General features: G+C 54.2%; 16 protein-coding genes. 12 read left to right on the top strand and 4 right to left on the bottom strand.

The genetic code is table 11. The features are described from left to right. Position 1: 1 nt before the first annotated feature. Positions 2-2,014 carry a DNA helicase Rep gene (gene rep / locus SIL79_RS08955; RefSeq protein WP_071476428.1) on the bottom strand — a complete coding sequence of 671 codons (2,013 nt, stop codon included), beginning with the start codon at positions 2,012-2,014 and terminating at the stop codon, positions 2-4. 260 nt (positions 2,015-2,274) lie between these two features. On the opposite strand from rep, the gene ubiK reads away from it, so the two are divergent. After that, positions 2,275-2,529, top strand: coding sequence for a ubiquinone biosynthesis accessory factor UbiK (ubiK, locus tag SIL79_RS08950; protein ID WP_025010065.1), 255 nt, complete (start codon positions 2,275-2,277; stop codon positions 2,527-2,529). Between the two features lie 63 nt (positions 2,530-2,592). On the opposite strand, the gene SIL79_RS08945 is transcribed toward ubiK, so the two are convergent. Then, positions 2,593-3,558 carry a DUF3187 family protein gene (locus SIL79_RS08945; protein ID WP_101095981.1) on the bottom strand — a complete coding sequence of 322 codons (966 nt, stop codon included), beginning with the start codon at positions 3,556-3,558 and terminating at the stop codon, positions 2,593-2,595. 276 nt (positions 3,559-3,834) lie between these two features. On the opposite strand from SIL79_RS08945, the gene creD reads away from it, so the two are divergent. From creD to SIL79_RS08925, 4 genes are all read left to right on the top strand, one after another. Beyond that, the gene (creD, locus tag SIL79_RS08940) at positions 3,835-5,256 is read left to right on the top strand and encodes a cell envelope integrity protein CreD (protein WP_071476437.1); all 1,422 of its coding nucleotides are present in this window, start codon (positions 3,835-3,837) and stop codon (positions 5,254-5,256) included. Between the two features lie 395 nt (positions 5,257-5,651). Next, the gene (locus SIL79_RS08935) at positions 5,652-5,909 is read left to right on the top strand and encodes a YjhX family toxin (protein WP_039035376.1); all 258 of its coding nucleotides are present in this window, start codon (positions 5,652-5,654) and stop codon (positions 5,907-5,909) included. A gap of 10 nt (positions 5,910-5,919) precedes the next feature. Continuing rightward, positions 5,920-6,639 (top strand): SAM-dependent methyltransferase, encoded by a 720-nt coding sequence (locus tag SIL79_RS08930; protein WP_234556651.1) that lies wholly within the window; start codon positions 5,920-5,922, stop codon positions 6,637-6,639. 23 nt (positions 6,640-6,662) lie between these two features. Then, positions 6,663-7,505 (top strand): class I SAM-dependent methyltransferase, encoded by an 843-nt coding sequence (locus SIL79_RS08925; RefSeq protein WP_071476424.1) that lies wholly within the window; start codon positions 6,663-6,665, stop codon positions 7,503-7,505. An 80-nt stretch (positions 7,506-7,585) separates the two neighbouring features. Here the strand turns inward: SIL79_RS08925 and SIL79_RS08920 are convergent, their stop codons facing one another. Beyond that, positions 7,586-9,904: a zinc/cadmium/mercury/lead-transporting ATPase gene (locus SIL79_RS08920; RefSeq protein ID WP_319619162.1), complete on the bottom strand. Its 2,319-nt coding sequence runs from the start codon at positions 9,902-9,904 to the stop codon at positions 7,586-7,588. A 544-nt stretch (positions 9,905-10,448) separates the two neighbouring features. Between SIL79_RS08920 and SIL79_RS08915 the strand changes: the two genes are divergently transcribed. Both SIL79_RS08915 and SIL79_RS08910 read left to right on the top strand, forming a co-directional pair. Continuing rightward, a complete protein-coding gene (locus tag SIL79_RS08915; protein ID WP_260852967.1) occupies positions 10,449-11,345 on the top strand; it encodes an acyltransferase in 897 nt (298 codons plus the stop codon). Continuing rightward, entirely contained in the window at positions 11,345-12,283 is a 939-nt protein-coding gene (locus tag SIL79_RS08910) for an acyltransferase (protein ID WP_144361377.1), read from the top strand. The genes SIL79_RS08915 and SIL79_RS08910 overlap by 1 nt, the downstream gene beginning before the upstream one ends. Before the next feature lie 73 nt (positions 12,284-12,356). Here the strand turns inward: SIL79_RS08910 and SIL79_RS08905 are convergent, their stop codons facing one another. After that, positions 12,357-12,854 (bottom strand): DUF523 domain-containing protein, encoded by a 498-nt coding sequence (locus tag SIL79_RS08905; RefSeq protein WP_144361378.1) that lies wholly within the window; start codon positions 12,852-12,854, stop codon positions 12,357-12,359. A 425-nt stretch (positions 12,855-13,279) separates the two neighbouring features. Between SIL79_RS08905 and SIL79_RS08900 the strand changes: the two genes are divergently transcribed. The 5 genes from SIL79_RS08900 (at position 13,280) to prpF (ending at position 20,165) form a co-directional block, all read left to right on the top strand. After that, positions 13,280-13,990, top strand: coding sequence for a GntR family transcriptional regulator (locus tag SIL79_RS08900; protein WP_208622114.1), 711 nt, complete (start codon positions 13,280-13,282; stop codon positions 13,988-13,990). A gap of 12 nt (positions 13,991-14,002) precedes the next feature. Then, positions 14,003-14,878: a methylisocitrate lyase gene (gene prpB, locus SIL79_RS08895; RefSeq protein ID WP_025889867.1), complete on the top strand. Its 876-nt coding sequence runs from the start codon at positions 14,003-14,005 to the stop codon at positions 14,876-14,878. Positions 14,879-15,059: 181 nt separating this feature from the next. Beyond that, complete coding sequence (gene prpC / locus SIL79_RS08890; RefSeq protein ID WP_025889866.1) at positions 15,060-16,184, top strand: bifunctional 2-methylcitrate synthase/citrate synthase; 1,125 nt, start codon at positions 15,060-15,062, stop codon at positions 16,182-16,184. 104 nt (positions 16,185-16,288) lie between these two features. Next, complete coding sequence (acnD, locus tag SIL79_RS08885; protein ID WP_101095971.1) at positions 16,289-18,880, top strand: Fe/S-dependent 2-methylisocitrate dehydratase AcnD; 2,592 nt, start codon at positions 16,289-16,291, stop codon at positions 18,878-18,880. An 85-nt stretch (positions 18,881-18,965) separates the two neighbouring features. Then, positions 18,966-20,165, top strand: coding sequence for a 2-methylaconitate cis-trans isomerase PrpF (prpF, locus tag SIL79_RS08880; RefSeq protein WP_319619161.1), 1,200 nt, complete (start codon positions 18,966-18,968; stop codon positions 20,163-20,165). The last annotated feature ends 127 nt before the right edge of the window (positions 20,166-20,292 follow it).

Below are 20,292 nucleotides of genomic sequence, written 5' to 3'. Positions count from 1 at the left end.
CTTACTTCTTGAACATATCCCGCAGATTGGCGATGTTAGCCTTACCGGTTTCCATCCTTTGCTGCTCACTCTGCTGCGGCTTGCGATTTTCCCAGACCAAGTCATCCTGAGGCAGCTCCATCAAGAAGCGACTGGGCTCACAGCGCATGGTTTCGCCAAATTGGCGCCGCTCACGGCAAAGCATAAACCACAGCTCTTTTTGAGCCCTGGTGATACCAACATAAGCCAGACGCCGCTCTTCATCGACATTATCTTCATCTATGCTGGTCTGATGCGGTAGAATTCGTTCTTCCACCCCCACCATAAACACATAAGGAAACTCCAGCCCCTTTGAGGCGTGCAGCGTCATCAACTGCACCTGATCACCACTTTCATCCTCATTGTTTCTTTCCATCATGTCCCTGAGCGTCAGCCTATTAACCACTTCTGGCAGACTCATGGGCTCATCCAGGTCGTCACCGGCCAACATCTCCGTCACCCAGCGATACAGCTCGGAGATATTTTTCATCCGCATCTCAGCGGCCTTGGCACTGGTGCTGGTCTCGTAGAGATAATCTTCGTAGTTTATCTTGCGGATCAACTGCTTGATAGCATCAACTCCCTCACCCCGCTGAGCGATTTCACCGGTATCGACAATGAAGCGACCAAACTCATAGAGTGAGCCCATAGCCGCCGGAGGCAGGTGATGATTCAATTCAGGAGCAAAAATCGCCTCAAACATGGAGATATGTTTCTGGTTGGCAAAATTCCCGAGTTTTTCCAAGGTTGCCGGGCCAATCCCACGCTTGGGCAGGTTAACGATACGCAGGAAGGCGTTATCATCATCCGGATTCACCACCAAACGCAAATAGGCCATGATGTCCTTGATTTCGGCTCTGGCAAAGAATGAGGTGCCACCACTGAGCTTATAGGGGATACGGTTGGTCATCAGCGCCCGTTCCAGCAAGCGGGACTGGTGATTCCCCCGATAAAGGATGGCGTATTCCCCATAGCTGGTCTTGCCCATGAACTTATGGCGAATGATTTCGGCCACCACCCGTTCGGCTTCCTGCTCTTCATTGGCAGCAAACAGTACCCGCAGCGGCTCGCCATAGGCCAACTCACTGAACAGCGACTTATCATACACATGGGGATTATTGGCGATCAGAATATTGGCCGCCCGTAATATTCGCTGACTGGAGCGATAATTTTGTTCCAGCTTAATAAGCTTGAGCTCGGGAAAATCTTTACCCAGCAACACCAGGTTTTGCGGCTTGGCACCACGCCAGGAGTAGATGGACTGGTCATCATCGCCTACCACAGTAAAACGCGCCCGTTCACCCACCAGCAATTTAACCAGTTCATACTGGCTGGTGTTGGTATCCTGATATTCATCCACCAGCAGGTAACGGATCCGTGCCTGCCAACGGGCTCTGACATCGGCATTATGCCGCAGTAATAGAGTTGGCAGCAGGATAAGGTCGTCAAAGTCCAACGCATTGTAAGCCTTCATATGCTGGGCATAACGTTGATACAAGAGTGCAAACAGTTGCTCCTGTTCACCCTTGGCTATCTTGCGGGCGTGATCCGGGATCACCAAGCCCCCCTTCCAATTGGAGATCATGGTCGCCAGCGCCCGCAGCAGATCTTTATCCTCCTGCAGCTCGTCCTGGGTTAACTCCTTGAGTAGCGCCAAGGTGTCCTGATCATCGAACAAAGAGAAGCCGGCCTTGAGGCCCAATGTCTTGTGTTCACGCTTGATAATTTCCAGCCCCAGAGTATGAAAGGTAGAAATCCACAGTCCCCTGGCTTCCTTGCGGCCCATGGATTGAGCCACCCGCTCTTTCATCTCCCGCGCAGCCTTATTGGTAAAGGTCACTGCGGCAATATGCTTGGCCTGATAACCACACTTCTGCACCAGGTGGGCTATTTTGTTGATGATAACCCGGGTCTTGCCACTACCGGCGCCAGCCAATACCAGGCAGGGACCGGAAACATAATGGACGGCTTCATTCTGGGCAGGATTAAGTTTCATGGGTTATCGATATCTCACACAAGGACACTCTAGAAGCAGGGATCATACCAGAATCAATGCCGGAGACAGCCCCCAAATCCCGTTAGGGAAACTTCTGGCAAAGGACCTGGGCCATTTGCTGAGCTCCAATTCTTGCTTCCAGGTCTGTAAGCCAAAGCAGAGCACTCATGGGACGGGTTCGCATCTTCCTTAGGTTAGCCTTGGGTTCAATGCAGCCTATAAGTTACAATCAGTTAAAACCTTGCCAGTGGATTAAAGAGATGATCAACCCCAAGAAAATCGAAGAAATGGCCAAACAGCTGAGCGAAAACCTGCCTTCTGGGCTGAAGCAATTTGCCGGTGAGTTTGAAGAACGCAGCAAGCAAGTACTGCAACACCAATTGCTGAAGCTGGATCTGGTCTCCCGGGAAGAGTTTGAAGTGCAGCAACACGTGTTACTGAAAACCAGGGAAAAATTGGAAGCCCTGCAAGCCAGAGTCGAAGCGCTGGAAGCCAAAGCTGAGCAGGCTGAGTAACCCATCTCACCCCAAAATAGATAAGGCCGCTCATGAGCGGCCTTATGTTTCAACACAGCTAAATTAAAGCATATGCCGATAGCCCAAAGTAAAGGCGATATCCGTGCTGTTATCCATGTTGAGGAAGTTTTCAATCACAGTGAATTCTATAGCACTGCGATCCAGATAATAGCGGTAGCCCAGCACAGCTTCATTTGAAGCTTCAGAGAAGTCATCATCCGCTTCTGTCATTCCTTCGTACCTGTGATACTCCAGCATCCAGCCATGACGACCAACACGATATTCATAACCCAGCCCAAGCATCAAAGCATTGGACTTATAAGGCATGTCCGACAGTACCTCTTCGTCCTCACGGAAACTCAAGCCAAGTGTTGAATGGAAATTATGCCGTCCGTTGCGATAGCTGTAATTCAGCTGCAACGCCTGCTCAAAGTTTTCATTGGCGAAAGGCCCCGAGCCCACATAGTTGTAATACAGGCTCCCCCCAACAGACAGGCCATGGTGCTCATTCTGCAGCAACTGATACCCGAGATAAATGTTGAAGGCATTGTTTAGGGTCTCACCACCAAAATCGCTGATATTCACATTATGTTGCTTGGAGTAGATCTGATTCTGATTTCGTGGCTGATGGTCACGACCATTCTGATCAAAACCGAAAGCATCGTGAAACCACATTGTCAGTGAATCCAAATGGTTGTTACCACTGAAACGCCAAGTATAGTTGGCGTCCAACATCCAACGGTCATCGATTTGCCACTTGAGACCACCGGTTAAAGAGTTGTGATAATAGTCAGCCAGATAATCTTCTGTCTCGGCCCAGACGCTGGCCATATTACCGGTCAGATACCACTCTTTTTGTCCCTTTGCCATGGAAAAGCCCGAACGCAACATGGGGGTCAAACTGCTGGACTGCAGAGGAGACTGGGCATAAACCCTGAGCGGCCCATAGTCGTCAAAATCGGCCAGTTCAGCATGCAGGGGCAGACTGAAAAAAATCGGCAACCAACAAGCTTTAGAGAAGTACTTCATAAGAGTCATCATACCAATTCACATGGTCGGTTATTTTAAATGACTGCAGCATCGATTCACACTCATTATAGATGATTCAATCATGACCACATTGTCACAATAAATGTGACAGTAAAACCATTCACTTGTCGGCGTTATTCAAGTAAACCTAATTCAATATTTCTCCAATTTGGTATAGGCATAATTTTGCCACTATTGATCAGTGACTTGTCATGATATCTCCAGCCAAATCTGCTTTAATGCTGCCACGAGTAGGTTAAAGGAACATACCTCATGATATTTCAAATTATCCTCATACTAATAGCGCTGGCCTTGCTTGGAGCCATAGGTTTCGGGGCTTATCTACTGCTGAAAAGCCTAATGAAGAAACAAAATGGTCACACGGCGCTGCCTCAACTCAAATCCAAGTTAACTCTTAAGCTATTTGCGGTGGCCATGGTTGGTCTGTTGTCATTGATCCCACTTGGAATGATCCAGGATCTCAGCCAGGATAGAGAAAGCCTCTATCGCCAAGTGGTGCGTGAGATCGGCCATACCTGGGGCGATGCCCAAACCTTGGCCGGTCCGGTTTTGGTACTGCCATTTCGCTACGAAGTGATCTCCGACAGCAATATCGACGGCAAACAACACCGCAGTCGTCAGGTCTACAGCGATGAACTCTTGATCCTGCCCAAAGGCATGACGCTGGATGCCGGTCTTAAACATGAATTCCGCCATCGCGGCATCTATCAGTCACTCGTGTATCTGGGACAAATCAAAGGCCGGGCCGACTTCGAACTACCTAAAATAAATATCCCAGGCCTACTCGGCTTTGATTATAACCAGGCGCGCTTGGTGTTCGGCGTTTCAGCCAACCAGGCTATTGAAACTGTCAGCCGTTTTAATCTGGCTGGTGAGCCAGGCATGCCCAGCTTGATGTCAGGTACAGGTCTGGATAACACAGGCGGCCTTAGCCGCGGCTTTCATCGCACCATAGCGCTTGATCCGAGCCAAGGAGAATACCAACTGACATTCCAGCTCAGCCTCAGAGGTTCTGAGGGCTTGGAGGTACTGCCACTGGCGGAACTGAGCCAGATAGATATCCATGCCGATTGGCCACATCCCAGTTTTCAGGGTTACCTGCCCGCCAGCCGTAATCTCAGCACTGAAGGTTTTGATGCCAACTGGCAGATAAGTCATCTGAGCCGCAACTTCCCTCAGGTGTTCCGCGCCAGTGATGGCCGGGATCTCACCGAGATCAGTGCCAGTGTTACCCTGTTCGAACCCGTGACTCACTACGGCAAGATAGAACGTTCGCTCAAGTACGGCATACTCTTTATTTTGCTGACCTACATACTGCTGCTGATCTTCGAGCTGGGCAACAAGTCACGCCTCAGCGCAGTACAGTATCTGATGGTGGGTGGTGCCATGTGCCTCTTCTATCTATTACTGCTGTCGCTGTCGGAACACCTGCTGTTTTTAACCGCTTATCTGGTGGCAGCTACGGTTCCCCTGCTCAGCATTCCGCTGTATGTTGCCAGCGCCAGTGGTAGTCGGCGCCAAGGAGCGATAGTTGCCGCCATGTTGGCAAGTCTCTACGGTGTACTCTACTCCATACTCCAGCTGGAAGATTACGCCCTCTTGATGGGAACCGGATTGCTGGTACTGATAATGCTGATACTTATGTACCTCACCCGCCACCAACAAATCGAGGAGTAGTTCCCACTGGACTTAACCTAAGAGTTGAACCAAGCAGCAAATATGCAAAGGCGCTCAGATAAACGAATAAACCCACGTTTACCTGAGCGCCTTTCAATTCAAAACATGAGCTTCATCAGTGACCTAGTATTGCCGTTATAACCCTGCACAAAAAACAGCCTAAAATCACAGTTCCCCAAGCGGCTGATTTACACCTAACATCCTTAGTGGTAAAAATTGAGCGGTAAAGCTACTTTCAACTCTCATTGAGGCATTGATGCTGGAGATTGTAATCATCAGATAATCAGTTAACTGACCTTCCAAGGTCGGTCTGATTATCAATGCGCATAAATCAAAGGTGGACACTGACAAGTGCCCGCACGTTTTGCTCATGATGATTATCGAGTTTTTCCAGTATGAATATATCCCGTCAGGAACAACGTACCCTGCACGTCCTCGCCAAAGGCGGACGCATTTGTTATTTCCGCGACACTTCAGGTCGCGTCACAGCCGTTGAATGTTATAGCCGCGAAGGGCTTGTTCTTTGCGACTGTACCCTCGCCATTTTCAAAAAGCTCAAAGCCAAAAAACTGATCAAATCTGTCAAAGGTCAGCCCTATCGCATAACCACGACCGGCTTGCACAATGTGCGCGCCCAACTGGACAACCGTTGAGGAAAGAAAGATGAATACACTATTTTCCCGTGACTATATCAACAGCAACATGATGGGTCCCAACGCCCTGCTGCTGGCCGAAGAAGTCTGCCGGTCACTGCAACTGCAACCAGGGATGCGGGTGCTGGACTTGGCCTGTGGCACAGGCATCACCTCCATCTATCTGGCAAAGGCCTTCAACCTCGAAGTCACCGCTATGGATCTTTGGATAGCGGCCGAAGACAATCAGGCAAGATTCAAGGCCGCAGGCGTGAAAGACAAGATCACGGCAGTGAACTTTGACGTAACCCAGATGCGGCCGGGACATGCCCCATTTGCAGAAAACAGTTTCGATGCTGTCTTGTCTATCGATGCCTACCACTACTTTGGTGCCAGTTCAGCGTTTTTTGACACCCACCTCGCCCCTTTTATCAAGCCGGGCGGCCAGGTCGCCATAGTGGTGCCCGGGCTGAAAAAGCCTTTTCCACTGCAGCAAAGCGTTGCCCCTGAGCTGACCCCCTGGTGGCAGCCTGGGATGAACTTTTTCACCGTCGACTGGTGGATGCAACTCTGGCAACAGAGCGCATTTTTACAGATGGAGCAGTGCGAAGAGAGCGGGCAGTGCACCCAGGCATGGCAGGAGTGGTTGGCATGCGACAACCCTTATGCCGTACGGGATCGCGAGATGATGGCCGCCGAAAACGGCCAGTGGTTCAACTTTACCAAAATGACAGGCCGCATACACAAGTAAGCTTTAGAAAAGCAAGGAAATGTATGAATATCAATAAGCTAATCAGCCAGCATTTGCCAATAAGGCTGTCGCCGAACGAAAGCAAAATTCCCTGGAATAATGCCGATTTCAGCCAGCGAATGCTGAAAAACCACCTCTGCCAGGAGCACGATTGGGCCAGTAGAAAACTGGCGGTGATTGAGCGCCAGGTGAATTGGCTCTACAGCCAACTGGCTCCTGGCGCACAAGTGCTGGATCTGGGTTGTGGCCCCGGCTTTTACACTCAATTGTTGGCAAAGCGCGGCTTTTGCTGCACCGGCGTCGACTTCTCACCAGCCTCTATAACCTACGCCCAACAACAAGCGCAGGCGGCTGGACTGAATATCGACTATCAACTGCAGGATGTCAGAAGCTACCGGCCGACCAAGAAGTTTGACTTCATCATGATGACCTTCGGTGAGCTGAATGTTTTCAGCGCAGCGGATGCCAAGAACTTACTCAAGCATTGTGCAAACTGGCTGATGCCGAATGGCAAGCTTGTTGTAGAAGTTCACAGCTTTGATGAAGTCAAACGGCAGGGACAGGCTGAGCCAAGCTGGCAAAGGCATTCACAAGGCCTATTTCTCGATGCTCCCCACTTGCTGCTGACGGAGCATGCTTGGGACGAGGCACTCCAAACCAGTTCCACACTGTTTTGGGTGATTGAAGAAAACGGCAAGGTGACGCGATTCGGCAGCCGGATGCAGGCTTGGCAAGATGAGGAATATCTGCAGTTGTTAAACGAGTGCGGCTTCAACAATATTCAGCGGATAGACACTGCAGTATGGCCCAGCAGCAATACCTTTGAGGGCAAGCTCTACACCCTAATGGCATGCTCCAAGGCATGACCTGAGTCCGTTTAAAAGAGGAAGGGGCTCAGGTCTACGGGTACCTTCCTCTTTTTTTATTGTTATCAACGCCAATACATTCAGTAGCGCTTTCTAAGCAGTCTCAAGGCGTTGGCGGTTACCAACACAGTTGCGCCGGTATCGGCCATCACCGCCAGCCAGAGGCCGGTGATCCCCAGTAAGCTGGTCACCAGAAAAATCGCCTTCAGCCCCAGCGCCAAAGCTATGTTCTGGCGAATATTGCTCAGGGTTTCCCTGGCTAAGTGGATCATTGCCGCCACCCCTCCCAACTGATTATGGGTCAGGGCCGCATCGGCGGTTTCCAGCGCGGCATCGGTTCCGCCGCCCATAGCAATACCAATACTGGCTCGCTTCATTGCCGGGGCATCGTTAATTCCATCTCCTGTCATGGCCACATTACGGTGCTTGGCCAATGCCGCCACCTCAGAAACTTTATCTTCCGGCAGCAGCCCGGCGCGCCAATCGATGGCCAGCTCCTCGGCAATCGCCTTGGCGGTTCTTGGGTTGTCACCGGTCAGCATTATGCTGTCGATACCGAGACGGCGTAGCTTGGCTATGGCTTCGGCGGCCTCGACGCGCAGCTGATCCCTGAGGGCAATAATGGCCACAGGAAGAAGTAGCTCCCGCTCGGCATCACACAGTACCACCAGGGTTTGCCCCTGCTGTTCCAGTTCTGTGACGCGTTGCAGCAACTCAGGAGCTAGGTTTGGCAGCCTTGAAGGGGCCAACAGTCGCCAGTTTTGCGAATCGACTCGTCCTTCAACGCCCATCCCGGGTAAAGCCCGAATAGCTTCTGCGCCTGGCAGTTCCAGCCGCTGCTCTTTGGCATGATTGACTATCGCCAGTGCCAGGGGATGGTGTGAGCCCAATTCAATGGCGGCGGCCACCCTGAGCCACTTGGTCGCATCCTGCTCTGTGAGGCTCTCCACCAAGGTGACTTCAGGTTTACCTTCTGTGAGGGTGCCGGTCTTATCGAAGGCGACGGTATCGACATGTGCCAGTGCTTCCAATGCCGCGCCGCCCTTAATCAAGGCTCCCTGACGGGTTGCGGCCGCCAGCGCTGAGGTTACCGCCGCCGGCGTCGAAATCACCAAGGCGCAGGGGCAACCTATCAACAACAGTGTCAGGCCACGGTAGATCCATTGCTCCCAAGGTTCGGCGTACAGCAGAGGCGGCAACAGCACTGTCATCACGGCCAGCAGCATGATGGCTGGAGTGTACCAGCGACTGAACTTGTCGATGAATCTCTCTATCGGTGCTCTCTGCCCTTCGGCCTCTTCAATCAAATGCAGGATGCGGTCTATGGCGTTACTGCCGGGCTCGGAGACAACTTGCATTTTTACCAGCCTGTCGGCTGCCAGGCAGCCGGCGGCGACCCGTTCGCCCTTAATCCTTTCGACCGGGATAGATTCTCCTGTCAGGGCACTTTCATCAAATGCCGCCAAGGCATCAAGCAGTTCGGCATCGGCAGGTAGGCGCGCCCCAGGCGCAACTTCTATAATATCGCCCGGGCGCAACTCTGATGCGGCCACCTCTTGCCTCTGGCCATCTTGCAACCTCAATGCCTTATCCGGCACCAATGCCATCAAGGCGCTGACTCCGGCGCGAGCGCGACCGGCCGCAAACGATTCGAGCTGCTCACCGAGCATAAACAGAAGCAACACCATGGCCGCCTCGGCCGTTTCGCCCAGTAACAAGGCTCCTATGGCGGCAACAGTCATCAGGGTTTCAATGGCAAAAGGGGTGCCGCTGCGAATAAGGGCCCAGGCCTTGCGGGCAATAGGCAACAACCCCCAAACTGTAGCCAGAGTGAACAGACTGGTGCTGATACTCGCAGGCGCCAGAGCCGCCAGCAGCATTAACAGTGCCAGTGACAAAGGTTGCCAGTATTTGGGTTGCCAGTATTTGCCAAGCCGGCTCGCCGAGCCGGGTTTTGGGCCTTCCTTACCTGCTTGGGTCTGCTGCTTAAGCTTAAAGCCGGCCGCAGACACAGCATCGACTATGCCTTGGGGTGAAACGCCGGGCGTCAGTTCCACCAGCAGCTTTTCGGTGGCAAATACCACCCTGGCGCTGCAAACACCGCTCACCCTGGAAACCGCAGTTTCGACTTTACGGGCACAGCTGGCACAATCCATACCGAGGATTTGCCACTGATGCTGCTCGCCTTGAGCAAGCCGGGCAGTGTTTATTTCAGTAGCAGAGTCGGCCTGATGGGACTCATGATGATCATGGCAACAAGCTGAATAACAGCCAGAATGCTCGTTGGAATGACCAACGGCATTACCGGCTATCTGGCTATCTGTGCAATTTGCCGGGTCCTTAGCCCCCGCCTTCACAGTCTCGGGAGTAGATTTGGGATCACAACAGGAATGACTCATAACTGTGCCTCGCGCTATGGCTCAAATGATGCCGCGGAACTCAAATGTGACTATCCGGGCCGTTTGCTATTGCCAAGGAGTGTAAAGCTTGGAGTAAGCTCCAGAGTCAAGCAGCTGGACCAAAGTATTTGCCCGGCCTACAAGCCACTATCAATTAACCAGCCATAATCACCGTGCCGTCCTAGCCTATAACGGCGCCGATTGTCCCATTTACCGCCATCAGTGTTGCGCTTGACAGTCAACCGTCTTCCACCAAAAATGCGCCGGGGATTTGAAGATACAGGCGCTGTTTCACCACAAAGCAACATACTGAAAGAGGCTCAGAAAAATACTGGAAGACACTGCATTGCAAGTCATCTTCAACACAGAGCAAAGAACAGATGGCGCAACTTATGCCTCTGATATTGGTTAAGTCAACTATTTCAGGGTTAAGTAAGCAGGCCCTAACTCCCTGTTAACGCCAGCTTAAGATTGAAGCCTGGTGGCGACTGCGGTTAACATAGTCGGTCGATTTTTCTTTTTTATGATCCTGAGGGAGCCCAAGTTGTCCTTGATCCGAGGTTGTCTTGCCTTTAGCGGCTATGTTATCAACACCCTGTTTTGGAGCCTGCCAATTCTACTGGGCAGCCTGTTAAAACTGCTTCCCATTAAGCCGTTGCAACGCCTATGCAGCCACTTTCTGGACATCTGCGCCAGTGCCTGGATCAGTGTTAACGGCGGCATAGAAAAGCTGTTTCATCCGCTGAAGATGCATATAGATGAGCTTCCGGAGCTATCAGAGCAGGAGTGGTATATGGTGGTAGCCAACCACCAGAGCTGGGTCGATATTCTGATCCTGCAGCGACTGCTCAATCGGCGGATCCCTTTTCTCAAGTTCTTCCTGAAAAAAGAGCTGATTTACGTCCCGGTACTTGGGCTGGCTTGGTGGGCGCTGGATTTCCCCTTTATGCGACGTTACAGCACGGCCGAGTTGAAAAAGAACCCCAAACTCAGGGGCAAAGACATTGAAATTACCCGTAAGGCCTGTGCCAAATTCAAGCACAAGCCGGTGAGCGTGATGAACTTTGTCGAAGGTACCCGCTTTCAGCCCAGCAAGCACCAGAAGCAAAACTCACCGTTCAAACACCTGCTAAGACCCAAGGCCGGCGGCATGGCCTTTGCGTTGTCGGCCATGGGCGAACAGATCCATAAACTGGTGGATGTCACCATCTACTACCCCGGCAAGATCCCCAGTTTTTGGGACTATATCAGCGGCCGTTTGCCCGAGGTTTATCTCCACTTGGAGGTCAAGGAGATAGACCCGGGGATGCGAGGTGACTACGCCAATGATCGCCAGTTCAAACAAGCCTTCCAGGAGCGGCTGAACGCCCTCTGGCAGCAAAAGGATGAGGTGTTGGAGCGACTGGCCGCCAAGGCAAACCATTCTCAAGGGGACTCCTGATGTTACACTTCCTGCCCGGGCCAGTGCTGTTTATTCTCAGCCTGAGCCTGCTGATCATTAACACCGCCGTTTGGGGCTCGCTGGTGTGTATCGGCGGCCTGTTCAAATTGTTGCTGCCCTGGAAGAGTGGCCGTATCGCCATGACCCGGCTAATGAACCATTTCATGTGGGCCTGGGCCAGTTGCAATGGCGGTATACTGCACCTAATAGCCAAGGTCGAATGGGATGTTCAGGGGCTTGAAAGCCTCAAGCCGGATGGTTGGTATCTACTGATCAGTAACCACCTCAGTGGCTTTGATATTGCCGCGCAGACTTATATCCTGCGCAACAACATTCCCATGCTGAAATTCTTTCTCAAGAAAGAGCTGCTGTATGTTCCCATCATGGGCCTGGGTTGCTGGGCGCTGGACATGCCCTTTATGAACCGTACCAGCCCGGAAAAGCTGAAGAAGAACCCCAAGCTCAGGGGCAAGGATCTGCAAACAACCCGGCGCTCCTGTGAAAAGTTCAAAGACTTGCCCACTTCCATCATCAACTATGTGGAAGGCAGTCGCTTCACCGAAGACAAACGACAAAGGCAAAAATCCCCCTACAAACACCTGCTGCGGCCAAAAGCCGGTGGCATCGCCTTTACCCTGTCGGCCATGGGCGAGCAATTTGATGCCTTGTTGAACGTGACTGTGGTTTATCCCGATGCTCCCAAGGATATTCTCGGTGCAGTGATGCAGGGTAAAGTGCACAAAATCGTGGTGCGAATTGAGGCTCTGCCTGTGCCGCAGGTGGATTCTGTTCGCTACTTCAGCGAACCAGAGTACAGGGTCGAGTTTCAGCGTTGGCTCAATGACATCTGGCAACAAAAGGATGCCCAAATCGATCAACTACTGGCCGAATACCAACCTGCCGACGACTACCGTAAGCTGGCACAAAAAAGCCACTGACAGTGATTGTCGAAGACAAAGCAATGCCGGGTCTAAAGCCCGGCATTGTTATTTTAAAACTGAGTATTTCGACTCAAGCACTTTTATCGCATTCAGTCAGATACTTCTCAACGGCGTCCAACTCAAACTCGCTGAACACTTGAATGCCATGGCGCATCAGCAAGGCGGCGGTCACGCCGTCGCCCTCTTTAAGTTGGCGGGAGAAACTGCCATCGTAAACCCGGCCTTTGCCACAGGAAGGACTGCGGGCCTTGAGAATGGCAGCAACCACTTGCTGTTGCTGTGCCTTGGCCAGTGCCAACTCGGCGCCTAGCTCAAAGGCCTCGGTCACGTCCTCACCGTCACAGGTCAGCACTCGTCCCTGTATCTGTTCGGCCGGTGCTCTGGGTGTCGGCAAGCCACCGGCGCACTCGGGGCAGAAAGGCACCAGCCGTCCTTGGGCCTGCCATAGCTGCACTCTGACATCATTGAGCAAGTTATGGCCACCGTCATAGCGTACCTCTTGCCCCAATAAACAGGCGCTTATCAATATCCGATTCGGTTTTGCTGTGCTGATGATTTCTGCGCTCATACTTTTTTCACTCTTGTCATTCTTGCCGCTCTCATCACTCGGACGACTCACTCCGGGAGAGCCGCCCTTACCTGGTTGGCAATGACTCATGCTCCCTATTCAACGGCCCACAGTCAGAAAAACAACCAAGCTCCCCCTCTTTTCCTTGCCTGCCGCTGACAAGAAGCATTCTATCAGTCGCCCATTAAGAAAACTGTTTAAAACAAGATTGTCGACAATAGTTGCAATAGCAAGTGTAAACCCATGCTAACAGCAAGTTTTAAAATAATAGCTAAGGCTTTGTTTAGTAAAAACTTAAAGAGCAAATACCACAAAATATTAGACTTACGTCTAGGTAAGCAGATTGTTGACAATGACCTGGATCACATCTAATGTCGAACCATAGTCAACAATCGAGCGAAACTTAACCAGTGACTCAGGCACCTGTGTTGGACAAAAACAGCGTCGATAAAACCACTTCGGAGAAGAGCAGTACCCTGGTGGATCAGATTCTGGTGCAAATTCAAACCAGCATCATCAAGGGTGAGCTGGCCCCCGGCAGCAAGATCAACGAACAGGCGCTGGCACTCAAGTACGGTATCAGCCGCGGTCCAACCCGCGAGGCCTTGCAGATCCTCGAGCGTCAGCGCTTGGTAGTACGCATCCCCCATGTGGGCGCCAGAGTCGCCGCCATGACAGTGGCCGAGCTCAACGACCTCTACGAACTGCGCAGCACGCTGGAAGCCATGGCCTGTGAACTGGCCGCCAAACGGATAACCGATGAGCAGCTCAGCCAGTTATGGCAACTACTGGCCCGTCAGGAAGCGGCGCTGGCAGAAGGCGATACCTATTTTCAGGAAGAGGGTGATGTGGACTTTCACTACCAGATCATCCGCGCCAGCGGTAACAAGCACCTGCAAGAAACCCTGATCGGCGGCTTGTATCACCTACTGAGAATGTATCGCTATCAATGCACCAATAAGAACCGCCCGGTCAAAGCCATCGCCGAGCATAGACGCATAGTCGAAGCCATAGCCCAGCGCGATGCCGAACTGGCCGGCTTGCTGATGCGCCGTCATATCGAACAGGGACGGCGCAATACCGAACTCAGACTCAAACAGCTTCAGGCGGAGCATGCCGCCCTGGACTCAATATAAGGAAGCAAACAGATGACTCGCAGCGCAGGACTCAGATTCCGCCAGGCTCTGGCCAAGGCCAAGCCACTTCAAATCGTGGGAACCACCAATGCCTATTTCGCCCTGATGGCCGAGCAATCCGGTGTTCAGGCCCTGTACCTTTCCGGTGCCGGTGTCGCCAACGCCTCTTACGGCCTGCCGGATCTCGGCATGACCTCAATGAACGATGTACTGATCGATGCCGGCCGCATCACATCGGCCACCGAACTGCCGCTGTTGGTCGACATAGACACAGGTTGGGGTGGCGCCTTCAACATTGCCCGCACCATCAAGGAGTTTGAAAAGGCCGGTGTCGCCGCCGTGCATATGGAAGATCAGGTGTCACAGAAGCGCTGTGGTCACAGACCCAACAAGGCCGTGGTCAGCACCGAAGAGATGGTTGACCGTATCAAGGCTGCCGTGGATGCCCGCACAGATGAGAACTTCGTCATCATGGCCCGCACAGACGCGGTTGCCGTGGAAGGACTGGATGCCGGTATCGAACGCGCCCAGGCCTATATCGAGGCAGGGGCCGATATGATCTTTGCCGAGGCGCTGACCGAGCTGGATCAGTACCGTCGATTCAAGGCGGCCGTCAACGCCCCAATCCTGGCCAACATGACCGAATTCGGCAAGACAGAACTGTTCAACAAGGAACAACTGGCCGAAGCCGGAGCCGACATGGTGCTCTACCCACTGAGCACCTTCCGCGCCGCCAACCTGGCCGCCCTGAAAGTGATGCAGGCACTGATGGCCGACGGTCATCAACGCAATGTGGTCGATGCCATGCAAACCCGCGAAGAGCTGTATAAGTTCCTCGGCTACCACCACTACGAAACCAAGCTCGATGAGCTGTTCAGCCAAAAGTAACGGCTGAATCCAGGGATGATTGACCGGCGCAGATGCGCCGGTTACAGGGTTTGCCCCAAGAAACACCCGGGGTTGCCACCCTACACAGCGCCCCAGAGCGCTGAAAAAGGCAACCGCATACCAGACCAGCCATGGCTGGCCAACAAAATTGACAAGAGTGTAACGGAAGAGGGAATGCATTATGACTGACAAGAAACTGAGCGGCGCCGGATTACGCGGCCAAAGCGCAGGCGAAACTTCACTGAGCACAGTCGGTAAGTCCGGCTCAGGCCTGACCTACCGCGGCTATGACGTCAAAGATCTGGCCGAAAACGTCAGCTTCGAGGAAGTGGCCTACCTGATCCTCTACGGCGAACTGCCCACCGAAACGCAACTGGCGGCCTATCGTCAGAAACTCAAAGGCATGCGCGGCCTGCCACAGGCACTGAAAGAGGTGCTGGAGCGGATCCCGGCCGATGCCCATCCTATGGACGTTATGCGTACCGGTTGCTCCATGCTGGGTAACCTGGAAACCGAAAAAGATTTCTCCGAGCAGAGTGAAGTGGCCGACCGTCTGCTGGCGGCATTTCCTTCCATCATCTGTTACTGGTATCGCTACAGCCATGACGGCGTGCGTATAGACACAGAAACCCATGACGACCAGATAGGCGCCCACTTCCTGCACCTGCTGCACGGCGAAGCCCCATCGGCCCTGCACGCCCGGGTTATGGATGTGTCACTGATCCTCTACGCCGAGCACGAATTCAACGCCTCTACCTTCACCGCCCGGGTTTGCGCCTCTACCCTGTCTGACATGCATTCCTGCATCACGGGCGCCATTGGCTCACTGCGCGGCCCTCTGCACGGCGGCGCCAACGAGGCGGCGATGGAGCTGATTCAGGATATGCGCGATGAAGACCATGCCCGCGAAGTGCTCAAGGGCAAGCTGGAGCGCAAAGAGAAGATCATGGGCTTTGGTCACGCCATCTACCGCGAGTCAGACCCCCGCAACGTGATCATCAAAGAGTGGTCGGAAAAGCTGGCGCAAGAATACGGTGATGATCGCCTCTATCGCGTTTCTGTCGCCTGTGAAGCCCTGATGTGGGAAGAGAAGAAACTCTTCTGTAACGCCGACTTCTTCCACGCCAGTGCCTATCACTTCATGGGGATCCCCACCAAGCTGTTTACCCCCATCTTCGTTTGCTCCCGCCTCACCGGCTGGGCCGCGCACGTGATGGAGCAACGCGCCAACAACCGCATTATCCGCCCGAGTGCCGATTATGTTGGGGTTGAGCCACGCAAGGTGACGCCTCTCAGCGAGCGTTGATCCCGGCGGTGGCCAAAGGGCCGCCAGATGAATGAGCAAGAGCGGGCACCCAATTAAGCAGGGGCCCGGCTCTTTTTGCAGTTGCTTCTCAGTGGACAGAACTCATGAATACCAATTACCGAATTCCCCTGCCCGGCACCAGCCTCGAGTATTTCGATACCCGCGCCGCAGTCGAGGCCATCAGCCCCGGAGCCTATGCCAAATTGCCCTACACCTCACGGGTGTTGGCCGAAAACCTGGTACGCCGCGCCGAGCCCGGCAGGCTCAACGACTTCCTCGAACAGATTATCGAACGCAAACGGGATCTGGACTTCCCCTGGTTCCCGGCGCGGGTGGTGTGTCACGACATTCTCGGCCAAACAGCACTGGTTGACTTGGCCGGTCTGCGTGATGCCATCGCCGACAAGGGTGGCGATCCGGCCAAGGTTAACCCTGTGGTGCCGACCCAGCTGATTGTGGATCACTCTCTGGCGGTGGAACACCCCGGCTTTGAAGCGGATGCCTTCGAGAAAAACCGCGCCGTTGAAGACAGACGCAACGAAGACAGATTCCACTTTATCAACTGGACCAAGACAGCCTTTAAAAACGTCGATGTGATCCCGCCCGGCAACGGCATCATGCACCAGATCAACCTGGAGAAAATGTCCCCCGTGGTCCAGAGTCGCGACGGCGTTGCCTTCCCGGACACCTGTGTCGGCACCGACAGCCACACGCCACACGTGGATGCCCTTGGGGTGATCGCCATAGGCGTGGGCGGTCTGGAAGCCGAAAGCGTGATGCTCGGCCGCGCCTCCTGGATGCGCCTGCCGGACATAGTCGGCGTCAAGCTGACCGGCAAGGCCGCTCCCGGCATTACCGCCACGGATATAGTGCTGGCGCTGACCGAATTCCTGCGTAAAGAGCGGGTGGTGGGTGCCTATCTGGAATTCTTCGGTGAAGGCGCCGCCAGCCTGACCCTGGGTGACAGGGCAACCATCTCCAACATGACTCCCGAATATGGCGCCACTGCCGCCATGTTCTATATCGATCAGCAAACCATAGATTATCTGCGCCTCACCGGCCGTGATGACGACCAGGTAGCGCTGGTGGAAAACTATGCCAAGACCACGGGTCTGTGGGCCGACAGCCTCGAAGGCGCCGAATATGAGCGGGTACTGGAGTTCGATCTCTCCTCCGTGGTGCGCAACATGGCCGGTCCTTCCAACCCGCATGCCCGTTTGGCCACCAGCGACTTGGCCGCCAAAGGCATTGCCGGCAAGGTAGAGCAGCAAGAAGGCCTGATGCCGGACGGCGCCGTGATCATTGCCGCCATCACCAGCTGTACCAACACCAGTAACCCACGCAACGTGATTGCTGCCGGTCTTATCGCCCGCAACGCAGTGGAAAAAGGCCTGGTACGCAAGCCTTGGGTCAAGACCTCTCTGGCCCCCGGCTCCAAGGCGGTGGATCTCTATCTGCGCGAGGCTGGGCTATTGCCTTACCTGGAACAGCTGGGCTTTGGCATAGTCGCCTTCGCCTGTACCACATGTAACGGCATGAGCGGCGCGCTCGATCCCAAAATCCAGCAGGAAGTGATCGACAGAGATCTGTACGCCACCGCGGTATTGTCCGGTAACCGTAACTTCGATGGCCGAATCCACCCTTATGCCAAGCAGGCATTCCTGGCCTCGCCACCTTTGGTTGTGGCCTACGCCATTGCAGGGACTGTGCGTTTCGACATAGAGAAAGACCCACTCGGCACAGATCAGAACGGCAACGCCGTAACCCTCAAGGACATCTGGCCCAGCGACGAAGAGATAGATGCCATAGTCAAGTCGTCGGTCAAGCCGGAGCAGTTCCGCAAGGTGTATGAGCCCATGTTCAATATCGCCGTGGAATACGGTGATGGGGTCGACCCTCTGTATGACTGGCGCCCAATGAGCACCTATATCCGTCGTCCACCCTACTGGGAAGGCGCCCTGGCCGGTGAACGTGCACTCAAGGGGATGCGACCACTGGCGGTACTGGGTGACAACATCACCACAGATCACCTGTCGCCATCGAACGCCATTCTGCCATCCAGCGCCGCCGGTGAATACCTGGCCAAGATGGGCTTGCCGGAGGAAGACTTCAACTCCTACGCCACCCACAGGGGTGACCATCTGACGGCCCAACGGGCCACCTTTGCCAACCCCAAACTGTTCAACGAAATGGTCAAGGACGATAGCGGCAAGGTGATCCAGGGCTCGCTGGCCCGTATCGAGCCCGAAGGGCAACAGGTACGCATGTGGGAAGCGATAGAAACCTACATGGAGCGCAAGCAACCCCTGTGCATCATAGCCGGTAAAGACTATGGCCAGGGCTCCAGCCGAGACTGGGCCGCCAAGGGCGTGCGTCTGGCCGGAGTCGAGGCCATTGTGGCCGAAGGCTTCGAGCGCATTCACCGAACCAACTTGATAGGCATGGGCGTGTTGCCGCTGGAGTTTTTCCCGGGGACCGACAGGCTGACCCTGGGCATAGACGGCACAGAAACCTTCGACGTTCTCGGCGAGCGCACTCCCGGTGCCACTCTGACCCTGTTGCTGCATCGCAGCAATGGCGAAACGGTGGAAGTACCTGTGCGCTGCCGCCTGGATACCGCCGAAGAAGTGACCATCTATGAAGCCGGTGGTGTGCTGCAGCGTTTCGCGCAGGACTTCTTGCAGGGCAATGTTTAAGCCGGCCCTTGATGCGTGACCAAGTCGGCCATAGCCAAGGTTATGGCCGACTGATAAAAATATTTATCTCAAAGGATCCAATGCCATGGCATTTAAACCACAGATAAAAATTCCCGCCACCTATATGCGCGGCGGCACCAGTAAGGGGGTGTTCTTCCGCCTGGACGATCTACCCGAGACGGCCAGAGTGCCCGGCCCGGCCCGCGATGCCTTGTTGATGCGAGTCATCGGCAGCCCGGACCCCTACGGCAAACACACAGACGGTATGGGCGGCGCGACCTCGAGTACCAGCAAATGCGTGATCATGAATGCCAGCCAGGTTCCCGGCCACGACGTGGACTACCTCTATGGTCAGGTCTCCATAGATAAGCCCTTCGTCGACTGGAGCGGCAACTGCGGCAACCTTTCCACTGCGGCCGGCGCCTTTGCCCTGCATGCCGGTCTGGTTGATCAGGAACGGGTACCGGAAAACGGCATCTGCGAAGTGCGGATTTGGCAGGCCAATATCGGCAAGACCATTATCGCCAAGGTGCCGGTCAGCGCCGGTGAAGTGCAGGAAACCGGTGACTTTGAGCTCGACGGTGTCACCTTCCCCGCCGCCGAAATCGTGCTGGAATTTATCGACCCCGCCGATGATGGAGAAGACGGCGGTGCCATGTTCCCTACCGGCAAGCTGGTGGATGAGCTGACGGTTCCCACCGAGGTACACCCCAGTGGCAAAATTCAGGCAACGCTAATCAATGCCGGGATCCCGACCATTTTCGTCAATGCCGCCGATCTCGGCTATCAAGGTACCGAACTACAGCCGGAGATCAACGGCGATCCCGAGGCGCTGGCTCGCTTTGAGCTGCTTAGGGCACACGGCGCGCTGGCAATGGGGTTGATTAAGGAGCTATCCGAAGCCGAAACCCGCCAACACACTCCCAAGGTAGCGTTTGTGGCCAAACCGCAGGCGCATCAGGTTTCCAGTGGCAAACAGTTGGCCGAAACCGATGTAGACCTCCTGGTTCGCGCTCTGTCGATGGGTAAATTGCACCACGCCATGATGGGCACGGCGGCAGTGGCCATAGGCACGGCCGCAGCTATCCCGGGCACCCTGGTTAACCTGGCGGCCGGCGGCGGTGAGCGCAGCTCGGTACGCTTCGGCCACCCATCTGGCACTTTGAAAGTCGGCGCCGAGGCCGAATTCAAGGACGGCCAATGGCAGGTGACCAAGGCCATCATGAGTCGCTCAGCGCGCATTCTGATGGAAGGTCAGGTCCGGATCCCGGACCGCGGCTGCTAAAATTCAGTTGAGCTTTAGCTCAAGGCAATCCCCCCTGTTAAGTAATTGATTGCCGCTTCCCTTTTGTAAAGGCTCCGCTTCCTCCCTTCCGGCGGGGCCTTTTTTCATTCCAATTTGCAACCATGCA

This window comes from Shewanella indica (assembly GCF_033842865.1).
In the GTDB taxonomy this organism is placed as follows: domain Bacteria; phylum Pseudomonadota; class Gammaproteobacteria; order Enterobacterales; family Shewanellaceae; genus Shewanella; species Shewanella indica.
Note: the sequence above shows the minus strand (reverse complement) of the source record. Positions and strands in the feature narration are given on the sequence as shown.